Annotated in this window: 10 protein-coding genes and 2 rRNA genes (1 of these 12 cut by a window edge); 6 read left to right on the top strand and 6 right to left on the bottom strand. The window is 67.4% G+C overall.

From position 1 onward, the window contains the following. Positions 1-1067 (top strand): 23S ribosomal RNA (locus tag AC3ITM_RS18950) (it extends 1814 nt beyond the left edge of the window). 172 nt (positions 1068-1239) lie between these two features. After that, positions 1240-1354 (top strand): 5S ribosomal RNA (rrf, locus tag AC3ITM_RS18945). Between the two features lie 608 nt (positions 1355-1962). Here the strand turns inward: rrf and AC3ITM_RS18940 are convergent. From AC3ITM_RS18940 to hemH, 3 genes are all read right to left on the bottom strand, one after another. Then, complete coding sequence (locus AC3ITM_RS18940) at positions 1963-3678, bottom strand: methyl-accepting chemotaxis protein (protein ID WP_489267294.1); 1716 nt, start codon at positions 3676-3678, stop codon at positions 1963-1965. Positions 3679-4058: 380 nt separating this feature from the next. Continuing rightward, on the bottom strand, positions 4059-4907 hold the full coding sequence (locus tag AC3ITM_RS18935; protein ID WP_489267292.1) for an alpha/beta fold hydrolase: 849 nt from the start codon (positions 4905-4907) through the stop codon (positions 4059-4061). Further along, positions 4904-5866, bottom strand: coding sequence for a ferrochelatase (gene hemH, locus AC3ITM_RS18930; RefSeq protein ID WP_489267291.1), 963 nt, complete (start codon positions 5864-5866; stop codon positions 4904-4906). Before hemH ends, AC3ITM_RS18935 begins: the two co-directional genes overlap by 4 nt. A gap of 200 nt (positions 5867-6066) precedes the next feature. Here hemH and AC3ITM_RS18925 point away from each other — a divergent pair, with 200 nt between their 5' ends. The 4 genes from AC3ITM_RS18925 (at position 6067) to tatC (ending at position 8564) form a co-directional block, all read left to right on the top strand. After that, positions 6067-6966, top strand: coding sequence for a lipid-binding SYLF domain-containing protein (locus tag AC3ITM_RS18925; protein WP_489267289.1), 900 nt, complete (start codon positions 6067-6069; stop codon positions 6964-6966). Between the two features lie 75 nt (positions 6967-7041). Then, the gene (tatA, locus tag AC3ITM_RS18920) at positions 7042-7269 is read left to right on the top strand and encodes a Sec-independent protein translocase subunit TatA (RefSeq protein ID WP_489270140.1); all 228 of its coding nucleotides are present in this window, start codon (positions 7042-7044) and stop codon (positions 7267-7269) included. A gap of 15 nt (positions 7270-7284) precedes the next feature. Then, positions 7285-7818 (top strand): Sec-independent protein translocase protein TatB, encoded by a 534-nt coding sequence (gene tatB / locus AC3ITM_RS18915; RefSeq protein ID WP_489267287.1) that lies wholly within the window; start codon positions 7285-7287, stop codon positions 7816-7818. Further along, positions 7815-8564: a twin-arginine translocase subunit TatC gene (tatC, locus tag AC3ITM_RS18910; protein WP_228887101.1), complete on the top strand. Its 750-nt coding sequence runs from the start codon at positions 7815-7817 to the stop codon at positions 8562-8564. The genes tatB and tatC overlap by 4 nt, the downstream gene beginning before the upstream one ends. Positions 8565-8760: 196 nt before the next feature. On the opposite strand, the gene AC3ITM_RS18905 is transcribed toward tatC, so the two are convergent. The 3 genes from AC3ITM_RS18905 to AC3ITM_RS18895 all read right to left on the bottom strand — a co-directional run bounded on the left by AC3ITM_RS18905 (position 8761) and on the right by AC3ITM_RS18895 (position 12319). Next, positions 8761-9663: a BPSS1780 family membrane protein gene (locus tag AC3ITM_RS18905; RefSeq protein ID WP_489267285.1), complete on the bottom strand. Its 903-nt coding sequence runs from the start codon at positions 9661-9663 to the stop codon at positions 8761-8763. Positions 9664-9783: 120 nt separating this feature from the next. Then, positions 9784-10503, bottom strand: a complete 720-nt coding sequence (locus AC3ITM_RS18900; RefSeq protein WP_489267283.1) for a glutamine amidotransferase — start codon at positions 10501-10503, stop codon at positions 9784-9786. Further along, positions 10475-12319: a GspE/PulE family protein gene (locus AC3ITM_RS18895; protein WP_489267281.1), complete on the bottom strand. Its 1845-nt coding sequence runs from the start codon at positions 12317-12319 to the stop codon at positions 10475-10477. Before AC3ITM_RS18895 ends, AC3ITM_RS18900 begins: the two co-directional genes overlap by 29 nt. Positions 12320-12479 lie beyond the last annotated feature (160 nt).

Below are 12479 nucleotides of genomic sequence, written 5' to 3'. Positions count from 1 at the left end.
CGGTGCTGGAAGGTTAATTGATGGGGTCAGCCGCAAGGCGAAGCTCTTGATCGAAGCCCCAGTAAACGGCGGCCGTAACTATAACGGTCCTAAGGTAGCGAAATTCCTTGTCGGGTAAGTTCCGACCTGCACGAATGGCGTAACGACAGCGGCGCTGTCTCCACCCGAGACTCAGTGAAATTGAAATCGCTGTGAAGATGCAGCGTTCCCGTGGCAAGACGGAAAGACCCCGTGAACCTTTACTATAGCTTTACACTGAACGTTGAGTTCGTCTGTGTAGGATAGGTGGGAGGCTATGAAACTGTGGCGCTAGCTGCAGTGGAGCCATCCTTGAAATACCACCCTGTCGTGCTTGACGTTCTAACCTAGGTCCATAATCTGGATCGGGGACCGTGTATGGTGGGTAGTTTGACTGGGGCGGTCTCCTCCTAAAGAGTAACGGAGGAGCTCGAAGGTACGCTCAGCGCGGTCGGACATCGCGCACTGTGTGCAAAGGCATAAGCGTGCTTGACTGCAAGATCGACGGATCAAGCAGGTAGGAAACTAGGACTTAGTGATCCGGTGGTTCTGTATGGAAGGGCCATCGCTCAACGGATAAAAGGTACTCCGGGGATAACAGGCTGATACCGCCCAAGAGTTCATATCGACGGCGGTGTTTGGCACCTCGATGTCGGCTCATCACATCCTGGGGCTGTAGTCGGTCCCAAGGGTATGGCTGTTCGCCATTTAAAGTGGTACGCGAGCTGGGTTCAGAACGTCGTGAGACAGTTCGGTCCCTATCTGCCATGGGCGTTGGAGATTTGAGAGGGGCTGCTCCTAGTACGAGAGGACCGGAGTGGACGAACCTCTGGTGTTCCGGTTGTCACGCCAGTGGCATTGCCGGGTAGCTATGTTCGGAAGCGATAACCGCTGAAAGCATCTAAGCGGGAAGCGCGCCTCAAGATGAGATCTCCCGGGGCACAAGCCCCCTGAAGGAACCATATAGACTATGTGGTTGATAGGTCAGGTGTGTAAGTACAGCAATGTATTGAGCTAACTGATACTAATGATCCGTGAGGCTTGACCATATAACCTCAAGTTGCCTTGGCCGACATGACATGTCGATAGATCCCAAGTGCACGCTACGTCACAAGACCAAACGAGAGGCAGGCGCTGTAGGCGCGTCTCTTTGCAAAGCAGGCACATCCGTGCCCGCTCCCTGCAAGGACACGACTCCCGCGGCGACACTCCAAAAGCCTCCCTGGTGAAATTAGCGCTGTGGCACCACCCGATCCCATCCCGAACTCGGAAGTGAAACGCAGCTGCGCCGATGGTAGTGTGGCCTAAGCCATGCGAGAGTAGGTCATCGCCAGGGTTTATACCCAAAAACCCCGCTGCTCACGCAGCGGGGTTTTTTCTTTGTGCGTCCGCACGGCGTCACGTCGGTAGGGTCGGTTCCCAAACGACTGCCGATAACGGCGATGGATGCTTTGACGCCGAGACCCGTATCGAAGCGGTGCCCCAGCTACACAGAGCCCTCCCCGGTGATTGCAATGCCATCACCGGGCGCGGGCCGTGCAACGGCAGTCGATCGGGATGCGACCCTACCAATGCGGGGCCCTGCCGGCGCGACGGCATCGGGTCGTGCATAGCCCCCTGCTGGCGCGGCGGCATTCGGGTCTGCGCATGGCTGCCCTCGGTAGGGTCGGTTCCCAAACGACTGCCGATAACGGCGATGGGTGCTTTGACGCCGGGACCTGTATCGAAACGGTGCCCCCGCTACACAGCGGTCTCCCTGTTGATTGCAATGCCATCAGCGAACGTGGACCGTGCAACGGCAGTCGATCGGGATGCGACCTTGCCAAGGGCGCAAACAGGAACGGCGCCCTTGCGGGCGCCGTTCCTGTTTGCATCATCGGAGGGGGACGGCTCAACCGGCCGCCCTCCGCGTCTGTGCCGCCTGCCGCACTGCGGCAGACGACCTCACTGATGGCGGAATACCGCTACCGCGGCGGTCAGGGCTTCGGCCTGGCCTTCGAGCAGGCGGGCCGCTGCACTGGCCTCCTCGACCAGCGCCGCGTTCTGCTGGGTGGCGTCGTCCATCTGGGTGACGGTCTGGTTGACCTGGTCGATGCCGGCGGCCTGTTCCTGCGAGGCCGAGGAGATCTCGGCCATGATGCCGCTGACACCGGCAACGCTGCTGACGATCTCCTGCATGGTCTGCCCGGCGTCCTGCACCAGCCGCACGCCATCGGCCACCTGGGTAACCGACGCCTCGATAAGCTGCTTGATCTCCCTGGCGGCATCGGCCGAACGCTGCGCCAGGCTGCGTACTTCACTGGCCACCACGGCAAACCCACGGCCCTGTTCGCCGGCACGCGCGGCTTCCACCGCCGCATTGAGCGCGAGGATATTGGTCTGGAAGGCGATGCCGTCGATCACCCCGGTGATGTCGCCGATCCGCCGCGAGGCGTTCTGGATCGCCTCCATGGTGGTCACCACCTGGCCGACCACCACGCTGCCGCGGCTGGCCACCTGCTGCGCGCCGTGTGCCAGCCCGCTGGCCTGGCGCGCGTGCTCGGCGTTCTGGCGCACGGTGGAGGTCAGTTCTTCCATCGAGGCGGCGGTCTCCTCCAGGTGTGCGGCCTGGCGTTCGGTGCGTTCGGACAGATCACTGTTGCCGCTGGCGATCTCGCTGGCGGCCAGTGAGATCGACCCGGTGCATTCCCGGATGCGCTCGACCATGGCGGTCAGCTGCTCGGCGGTGGCGTTGGCGTCGCGCTGCATGGCCGCGAACGAACCGGCGAAATCGCCCTGCATGCGCTGGCCCAGGTCGCCATCGGCCAGTGCCGAGAGGACCCGGCGCACCTCGTCGATGGTGCCACCGACGCTGTCCAGCAGTTGGTTGATGCCGCCGGTGAGACCGTCCAGGAAGCTGGCGCCGTCATTGCCCGGCGGCAGGCGACGGTCCAGGTCGCCCTTGGCGGCGGCGGCGACAATCCCGGCCACCGCGGTTTCCAGCTGCAGCTCCTGGGTGCGGTCGTGCCATTCCACCGCAAAGCCCAGGCGCTGCCCATGCGCGTCGAAAACCGGGGTGACCACCTGGGCGAAATGCACCGGGCCGATCCGCACCCGGCCGTGATGGGTCCGGGTCAAGGTGTTGAGGATGCCGCGGATGCGCTCGGGGCTGACGTGGAAGCGATGGATGCTGCTGCCGACCAGACGTTCGGCATCGAAGTCGGGAAACGCCTGGCGCAGGTTGTGCTGCTGGTTGCGCAGCAGCGCGACCACCGATTGGTTCACGTAGCGGATCACATGGTCGTTGTCGGCGATCATCATCGCGGTGCGCGAGACATCCAGCGCCAGCCGGACCTGGGCGTCTTCGCGGTGCCCGGCGTCGGCCTGCGCATGCAGCTGCGCGTGGGCCGTGGCACTGGCGGCAGCGTGTTGCAACTGCCGCTGCAGGGCCAGGGTAAGGCCGCGCTGGCGGCGCGCGAGCGCACACAGCAGGGCGCTGGCCACGGCAACGGCAAGCAGCGGCCAGGCCTGCCGCTGCCACAGGGCGGCGATCCCGCAGGCGCTCAACAGCGCGGTGGCCAGGACCAGGTACAGCGTATCGATGCGGTTGGCCGACGTGGCCGGCGGGGCGACGTCGATGCGATCGGGCGGATGGGACGGGGCGTTGGGGATGGCAGACATGACGACTCCAGGATCAGCAGGAAACAGCGGGGCCGGCCGCGCAGGCGGACAGGCCGGTGCCGCGCCGGACACCGTCGAGCGGTGGGCGTTGCAGCGGAAGGGAGGGCATTCCAGACGGGCGCGGGGTGAACACGCGCCGCAGCGCCGCGTCGGCGGTGGCGATCACCGCCGGCATGGCCCGGTCCTGTGGGCGATGGCACGGCCAATACGGCATTGCAACGACGTTCCTGGAAGCCTGGAGTGATACGCGGCTTCGCAACGGCGGAGCAAGCGACGACACAGGCCGGGTCCACCAGCCTGCATCAACGGTATCGGTACAAACCTGCGGAAATTGAGTGCGACACGATGTCGCAGCGCCACCTTGGGGGCGCGCTGCGCGGCTATCCGGCGAGGAAGCCGCTGATCACCGTGGCAACCTGCTGCGGATGTTCCATGTGCAGGTGATGGGTGCCGGGGAATACCGCCAGCCGGCCATCGCGCAACAGCCCGATGCGCTGGCTGCGCAGCGGCTCGGGATAGTACGACTGCGCCGGCGTGGCGTAGATCACCTGGGTGGGGCATTCGATCGCCGCCAGCAGGTCGTCGATCTGCGCCTCGCTCAGGCGCATGGCGGTGGGCAGCATCAGCCGCGGATCGCTGCACCAGCTGTAGCCGCCGGCGACCGGCTTGACCCCGCGTTCGACCAGCAGGCGTGCGCAGGGCTCGCTGAGCTGGTTGGCCATCATCCGTGCCCGGATCGGCGCGGCCAGGTCGGGGAACACGCGCAGGTTGCGGCCGGGCAGCGCCCGCGCGGCGCGCACGTGTTCGCGCAGGCGTTGCGCGGTTTCGTTCTCGGGCCCGCGCAGGCCGCCGAGGGCCTCGATCGCCACCAGCCGTTCGATCCGCTCCGGTGCCGCGGCGGCGACCAGGCTGGCGATGCCGGCGCCCATCGAGTGGCCGAGCAGGCAAAAGCGGTCCCAGCCCAGCGCATCGGCCACGTCCAGCACGTGGCAGAGGGCGCCGGGGGTGTTGTATTGCGCGCCCGGCGGCAGGTGCGCGCTGTGGCCATGGCCGGGCAGGTCGATCGCCACCAGGTCCAGCGTCGGCAGCTGCGCGGCCAGCGGCACGAAGCTGGCCGCGTTGTCGAGCCAGCCGTGCAGGGCCAGCACGCGCAGGCCGCCGGGGTGTGCCGCGCGCAGGCCGGCGACGGTGGTGCCGGCCACGGTCAGGTCGAATGGCTGCAGGGTCATGCCAGGGCCGCGATGCTCAGCCGCGACAGCGCCAGCGCGTGTTCGGGGGCATCGTTGAGGCAGGGGATGTAGCGCATCTGCGCGCCACGCTGGGCGACCGTTTCGGTGAAGCCCAGCGCCACTTCCTCTAGGGTTTCCAGGCAGTCGGTGGCAAAACCCGGGCAGACCACGTCGATCTTCCGCACGCCGCTTTCGGCCAAGGCCCACAGGGTGGGTTCGGCATAGGGCTGCAGCCATTTTTCGCGGCCGAAACGCGACTGGTAGGTCAGCTGCCAGGCATCGTCGGCCAGTTCCAGCGCCTGTGCGATCGCCCGGGCGCTGGCCTCGCAGCGTTGCGGGTACGGGTCGCCGGCATCGGCCAGGCGCTGCGGGATGCCGTGGAAGGAGAACACCAGCTTCTCGCCGCGGCCGTGCTGCTGCCACCACTGGCCGATGCTGGCGGCCACCGCCGCCACCCAGTCCGGGTCGACCGCGTAGTCGCGCACCAGGGTGACGGTGACCGCCGGGTGGCGGGGCTGCCAATGGCGCACCTGGTCCTCGATCGAGGCGGTGGTGGTGGTCGAATACTGCGGGTACAGCGGCAGCACCACGATTCGGCGCATGCCTTCGGCGGCCAGCCGGTCCAGTTCGGCGGTCAGCGCCGGGGCGCCGTAACGCATCGCATGGCGCACCTGCAGGTTCGGCATCAACGCCTGCATGGCCTGGGCCAGGCGGCGGGTATAGACCATCAGCGGCGAACCGTCGGGCAGCCAGACCTGGGCGTACTTGGCCGCCGAACGGCTGCTGCGCAGCGGCAGGATCAGCCCGTACAGCAGCGGTTTCCACAGCAGCGGGGGGATCGCGACCACGCGCGGGTCGGTGAGGAATTCAGCCAGGTAGCGACGCACCGCCGGGGCGGTTGGCGTCTCGGGCGTGCCTAGATTGACCGCCAGCACGGCGGTGTCGGGTGCGTGGAGCATGGGCCATTCTCGCAGGTCTGCGCGATTGGTGGGATGGAATGAGTTGGTGGTAGTCATCTATTCGATGTATCAATAGACGGCATCACTCATTGCCGATTCATCGCAAGCCTTCTAATTTCGAACCAGTGCATCGTCCCCCAGGGGAGCGGTGCGGCTGCTTTCCTGCATTATCTTTGTCTGCATCGACTTCTGGAGCCACCATGCGCCGCCTGAGCCTAGTACTGCTGATCTCCGCCAGCCTGTTGCTGTCTACCCAGGCGATGGCCGGGCCACAGGAAGACCAGCGCGCCCGCAATGCGGTGCGCGTGCTGAATGAAATCCAGGACATGCCTGAACAGGGCATTCCGGACAAGTTGCTGGATGAAGGCCGCGCAATCGTTGTCATTCCCGACACGATCAAGGCGGGCCTGGTGATTGGCGGGCGCCGGGGCCATGGCCTGATGTCGGTCAAGAACCCCGACGGCAGCTGGTCCAACCCGGTGTTCGTCAAGCTCACCGGGGGCAGCATCGGCTTTCAGGCCGGTGTGCAGTCCTCCGACGTGGTGCTGGTGTTCCGCAATGACCGCAGCCTGGACAACCTGGTCAACGGCAAGTTCACCCTGGGCGCCGATGCCGGCGTGGCCGCCGGTCCGGTCGGGCGCAATGCCGCTGCCGCCACCGATGGCCAGCTGAAGGCCGAAATCTGGTCGTGGTCGCGCGCGCGGGGGCTGTTTGCCGGTGTCGCGCTGGACGGCGCGGTGCTGCAGATCGACGATGCCGCCAATCTGGACGCCTACGGCAGCAATACCACGCCGCGGATGGTGTTCGAGGGCCGGGTCGGCGAACCGCCGTCGATCGACGTGGTTGCCTTCCGCGATCGCCTGGAAGAAGCCACCTACAGTGCCCGCGAGAAGCGCGGCACCGCCGGCAACGCGCCGCCGCCGGCCGCGCGTTCGGTGGCCCCGGCCGCCGCCCCGGAAGTAGCTGAACAGGCAGCGGCGACCGGCGCGACCACCGCGCCGCTGCAGGCCGTGCCGGCCGCCCAGGCGCCGGCGCAGCAGCAGGGCTTCCAGCCGGTTGGCGAAGGTGAAGTCCGGACTGAATCGCTGGACGGCAACTGACTTTCGTCACGCGCGCCGACCTGTGGCCGGTGCGCTATGCTCAACTGTCTGATCACTACGCAACGCGAGCAGCTCATGGGCAGTTTCAGCATCTGGCATTGGTTGGTCGTGCTGGTCATCGTTCTGCTGGTGTTCGGCACCAAGAAGTTGACCAGCGGCGCCAAGGACCTTGGCAGCGCCGTCAAGGAATTCAAGAAGGGCATGCACGACGAGGACAAGCCGAACGCGCAGCTCGGCGACAACTCGCGTCCGCAGGACTCGACGACCACGTCGCAGACCGAGCACGACCGCGACCCGCGCTGATCCGGAGCGCGTGGCGTGTTCGACATCGGCTTCAGTGAGCTGCTACTGATCGCGGTGGTGGCGCTGGTGGTACTTGGCCCCGAACGCCTGCCCAAGGCGGCGCGGTTTGCCGGGTTGTGGGTACGCCGTGCGCGCAGCCAATGGGATTCGGTGAAGCAGGAGCTGGAACGCGAGCTGCACGCCGACGAGATCAAGCGCCAGTTCCGCGATGTGCAGGCCTCGGTGCAGGACACCGAAGCGCAGCTGCGTGCCAGCGGTGAAGCGGTACGCCGCGAGGCCGAGCAGCTGCGCCAGGGCGTGGTGCGCGATGCAGATGCGGCCGCCGTCGACGCCGATGCCGATGCGCCGGTGATGACCGGTCCGGCCCCCGGTTCGCCGGCCAGCGTGGCCCAGCATGTACTGACCGAGCAGGCCGAGCCGCGCGACGCGATGGCCCCGCCGGGCATCGACGGCGCCGCGCCGCGTGCGGCCGCGGAAGACGCGCACCCGCTGACAGCGCCGGACCCTGCCCGGCTGGCCCAGCCGCCCGGCGGGGAGGCCCCGCGATGAGCGAACACGACACCCCGGAAAGCTCGCTGGTGGAGCACCTGATCGAACTGCGCGCACGCCTGGTGCGCGCCATCGTCGGCCTGCTGGTGGTGCTGCTGGGGCTGCTGCCGTTCTCGCGAAAAATCTATACCTGGCTGGCCGAGCCGCTGATCTCGCAGCTGCCCAACGGGCAGACCATGATTGCGACCAATCCGGCCGGGGCGTTCTTTGCGCCGTTGAAGCTGACCTTCTTCGTGGCGCTGTTCGTGGCGGTGCCGTGGCTGCTGTACCAGCTGTGGGCGTTCGTGGCGCCGGGGCTGTATGCACGCGAGAAGCGCCTGGCGGTGCCGCTGCTGGCCTCCTCGGTGCTGCTGTTCTACCTGGGCTGTGCGTTCGCCTACTTCCTGGTGCTGCCGGCGGTCTTCCATTTCCTGACCACGTTCCGCCCGGAGGTGATTGCGATCACGCCGGATGCGAATGCGTACCTGGATTTCGTGCTGGCGATCTTCTTCGCGTTCGGCACCAGTTTCGAGTTGCCGGTGGCGATGGTGATCCTGGTGCTGATGGGCTGGGTGACGCCGCAGCAGTTCAAGGAAAGCCGTGGTTATGCGGTGGTGGGCATTTTCATCGTGGCCGCGGTGCTGACCCCGCCGGACGTGGTGTCGCAGTTGCTGCTGGCCATCCCGATGTGCCTGCTCTACGAGCTGGGGATCCACGCGGCGAGGTGGCTGGTTCCGCGCCCCGGCGGGAAAGAACAGCCGCAGTGACGAACGCGTCGCCACGCGCCCGTTGTTCACCGACGCCCGCAACACCGCTTGAAACAACGATACCTGGCCGTAGCGCCGGGCTCTGCCCGGCTGCCGTTGCCTTCCATGCAGGAGCAGCCGGGCAGAGCCCGGCGCTACGAACCACAGCGCCGCGAAACTAAAACCCCGGCTCTCGCCGGGGTTTTCTGCTTTTCGGTCAGGCCGCGAACACGTTGTCCGGGCTGGGGGCGGTCGGCGGTGGGGTGCGGCCGCGGTGGGCGAACATCTGCTTCCACGCCGCGTATACCGCCCCGACATACAACGGCATGATCACCGTGGTGACCGCCAGCTGCATCACGAACGCCGCCGCGCCCATGCCGCCGACCAGCATTGCCACCTGCATCAGGATCAGCATCAGGACGTACAGGCAGACCGCGGCGATCAGGCCCAGCAGCATGAACACCGCCATCGCGCCGAAGTTCTCGATGCAGCCCTGCAGGCTCATGCGCAGCGCATGCATGCCGCTCTGGCGGTCGAACACCACCAGCGCCGGCTGCGCGAACATGGCCATGCTCAATGCCACGAACGTGGCAAACACGATCAGCAGCCACAGCATGATGCGCTTGACCGGCACGTTGGCCATCAGCGCCAGGGTTTCGTCCTGGCTGAGCTGCTGGCCGGACTGCTGCAAGGCCTGCACCTTGTGGATCAGGTCGGTGAAGGCGCTGAAGCCCTGGCTGCCGATCAGGGTGAACAGCAGGGTGCCCAGCGCGATCACCGCGATCAGCTGGATCGCCAGCGGCACCAGCAGGTGGCTGACGCGGCGGTCGCGGATCGGCTGCAGCAGGTGGGTGGGCAACGCCCGGCGGCCCTGGTCGATCTCGCTCACCGCCCACAGCATGCCGCCGAAGATCAGTGGGCCCACCGCCAGCGACAGCAGCTGCACCAGCAGCCCGAGCCAGCCCGGCAGCAGCTGGGCCAGTACCAGGATCAGCGAGCTGGCCAGCATGCCGATCACGCCCAGCACCGCCAACTGCATCGGCGCACGGGCATACAGGGAAAACGCGTCCAGCAGCCATTGGGCGCCAGCAGAGGCCGGCAGCTTGCGAATCTCGCTCATACCATTCCGAAACAGGGGAGGGGCGCAGGCGCCCCGAATGCGATCGATTATCCCTGTTTTCCCTGCGCGCCACCTGAAGCCCGGCACGCGCGGCCGGGACGCTGTGTCGTGGCGGCCGGCTCAGGCGTCGCGGGCCTGGCGCACGAAGCGGCGCAGCAGCTGGCGTGCCAGCGGGGCGGCGCTGACCGCCCGCGCCACGCTGCGCGCGCAGCCGCCGTGGCGGCCGATGCACTCGGCGCGGGCGCGCACGTAGCCGCGCATGTGGTGGGTGGCGAACTCCGGATGGAACTGCACCCCCCAGGCCTGCCGGCCCCAGCGGAAGGCGTGGCAGTTGTCCTGCGCCGAGCGCGCCAGGATGGCTGCCCCGTCCGGTGCGCGCAGCACCGTCTGCAGGTGGGTGGCGTGGGCAGGGAACCGCGTGGGCAGGCCGGCGAACAGCGGATCGGTACTGGCCGAGGGGTCCAGCGCCAGCTCGATGGTGCCCGACTCGCGCCCGGCCGGGTTGTAGGCCACCTCGCCGCCCAGCGCATGCGCCAGCAGCTGGTGCCCGTAGCAGATGCCGAACACCGGCCGGCCGGCGTGGGCGGCGTCGTGCAGCCAACGGGCGCTGCGCTCGCTCCAGTCGGCGTGGTCGGTGACGAAGGCGGCCGAGCCGGTGACGATCACCCCGGCAAACTGGCGGTGGTCGGGCAGCGCGCCGCCATGTTCGACATCGACCACCACCGTTTCGTCGGCATCCAGCCCGGCGGCGACCCGGATCCAATGCGGGAACCGCCCGTAACGGCGCAGCGAGGCGACCGGTTGGCCGGTTTCAAGAATCAGGAACGGGGCGGAATTCATCCGGGGGCGGCAGCACTGAAAGGACTTCCTCGATTGTAGTCAGCCCTGCGGCCACTTTTTCAAGTCCCGCGCGGCGCAGGGTACGTACCCCTTCGGCACGTGCGGCGCGGTTGAAAGCGGCCAGATCCATGTCCGCGCGGATCAGCCCGCGCAGGCGCGAGCCCAATGGCAGCAGCTCATACAGGCCTACCCGGCCGAGGTAACCGGTGCGCCGGCAATCGATGCAGCCGACCGGTGCATATGGCGTGGGTGACTCAGGTAATGCTTCATCGGCATCAGCCAGTGCCGCCCATTGGAGCGCGCTGAGCGGGCGCGGCACCTTGCAGTTCGGGCACAGGGTGCGCACCAGGCGCTGGGCGAGGATGCCGTTGAGGGTGGAGGCCAGCAGGTAGTGCGGCACGCCCAGGTCGAGCAGGCGGGTGATCGCCGAGGGCGCGTCGTTGGTGTGCAGGGTGGACAGCACCAGGTGCCCGGTCAGCGAGGCCTGTACCGCCATCTGCGCGGTTTCCAGGTCGCGGATTTCGCCGATCATGATGATGTCCGGGTCCTGCCGCAGCAGGGTGCGCACGCCGCTGGCGAAGTCCAGGTCGATGTTGGTCTGCACCTGCATCTGGTTGAATTCCGGCGCGATCATTTCGATCGGGTCTTCCACCGTGCACACGTTCACTTCCGGCGTGGCCAGCCGCTTGAGGGTGGAATACAGGGTGGTGGTCTTGCCCGAGCCGGTGGGCCCGGTGACCAGCACGATGCCGTGCGGGCGCTCGACCAGGGCGCTCCAGCCGGCCGCTTCCTGCGGGCTGAAGCCGAGCTGGTCGATGCTCTTGAACGCCGCATCGGGGTCGAAGATGCGCATCACGCACTTCTCGCCGAACGCGGTGGGCATGGTCGACACGCGCATTTCCACCTCGCGCCCGCCCGGCGAACGGGTCTTGATGCGGCCGTCCTGCGGGCGCCGGCGTTCGCCCAGGTCCATGCGGCCCAGCACCTTGATCCGGCTGACCACCGCAGTCATCACCGCCGGCGGCACTTCGAACACCTTGTGCAGCACCCCGTCGATGCGGAAGCGCATGCGGCCCATGTCGCGGCGCGGCTCCAGGTGGATGTCCGAAGCGCGCTGTTCGTAGGCGTACTGCAGCAGCCAGTCGACGATGTGCACGATGTGCTGGTCGTCGGCGTTGACGTCGCCGGCACGGCCCAGTTCGACCAGTTGCTCGAAGCTGGGCAGGGTGGCGTTGGCTTCACCGCGCACGTCGCCGCGCGCGCCGCGCACCGAGCGGGTGACCCCGTAGAACTCCATGGTGTAGCGGTGCAGGTCCAGCGGGTTGACCATGGCCAGTTCGATCCGGCGCCGGGTCAGGTGCTGCAGGTCGCGCAGCCATTCCTGGGCCAGCGGCTCGCTGGTGGCCACCAGCACGCGCTCGGTATCCACCGCCAGCGGCAGGAAGCGGTGGCGGCGGGCATAGGCGTGGGAAACCAGCGAGGTCACCGAAGCCACATCGACCCGGGTCGGATCGACCCGCAGGTAGCGGGTACCGGTGCGGGCGGCCAGCCATTCGGTCAGCCGCTCCAGGCCCAGCTCGCCACCGCCGGTGGCGGCCAGCTTGAGGTTGGCCAGCAGTACCAGCGGGTGCACTTCGCTGGCGTTGCGCGCGCCCTGGGCGGAGAAGCGGATGCGCTCCAGGTCGGCCTCGGCGACCAGGCCGTCGGCGATCAACGCCGCCACCACCTGCTCGAAGCCGAGCCGGCCCGGCCGCAGCGGGTCGCCGGTACCCGGGCCGGGGGCTGTCGCGATTGAAACCGGCGGTCGCTGATCCATCGGCCAAGTCCTTGGGGCGTGCCGGGCACGCAGTAATGGGGGGGTGGCCGGGATACCCCGGGGCCGGGCCTGCCTGGCACGTCGAAGGCGTGCCGCGGTGGTGACCGGACAGGGTGATCGCGCCATGTTGGCCGCGCCCGGCCGGGGCCGGAAGGCGGCA

Source organism: Stenotrophomonas sp. KH_029 (assembly GCF_057839765.1).
This window is presented reverse-complemented; position numbering and strand designations above follow the sequence as displayed.

Coding starts and splice junctions, on each gene's coding strand:
- AC3ITM_RS18940 (WP_489267294.1), bottom strand. CDS start 3,678: ATGTCTGCCATCCCCAACGCCCCGTCCCATCCGCCCGATCGCATCGAC.
- AC3ITM_RS18935 (WP_489267292.1), bottom strand. CDS start 4,907: ATGACCCTGCAGCCATTCGACCTGACCGTGGCCGGCACCACCGTCGCC.
- hemH (WP_489267291.1), bottom strand. CDS start 5,866: ATGCTCCACGCACCCGACACCGCCGTGCTGGCGGTCAATCTAGGCACG.
- AC3ITM_RS18925 (WP_489267289.1), top strand. CDS start 6,067: ATGCGCCGCCTGAGCCTAGTACTGCTGATCTCCGCCAGCCTGTTGCTG.
- tatA (WP_489270140.1), top strand. CDS start 7,042: ATGGGCAGTTTCAGCATCTGGCATTGGTTGGTCGTGCTGGTCATCGTT.
- tatC (WP_228887101.1), top strand. CDS start 7,815: ATGAGCGAACACGACACCCCGGAAAGCTCGCTGGTGGAGCACCTGATC.
- AC3ITM_RS18905 (WP_489267285.1), bottom strand. CDS start 9,663: ATGAGCGAGATTCGCAAGCTGCCGGCCTCTGCTGGCGCCCAATGGCTG.
- AC3ITM_RS18900 (WP_489267283.1), bottom strand. CDS start 10,503: ATGAATTCCGCCCCGTTCCTGATTCTTGAAACCGGCCAACCGGTCGCC.
- AC3ITM_RS18895 (WP_489267281.1), bottom strand. CDS start 12,319: ATGGATCAGCGACCGCCGGTTTCAATCGCGACAGCCCCCGGCCCGGGT.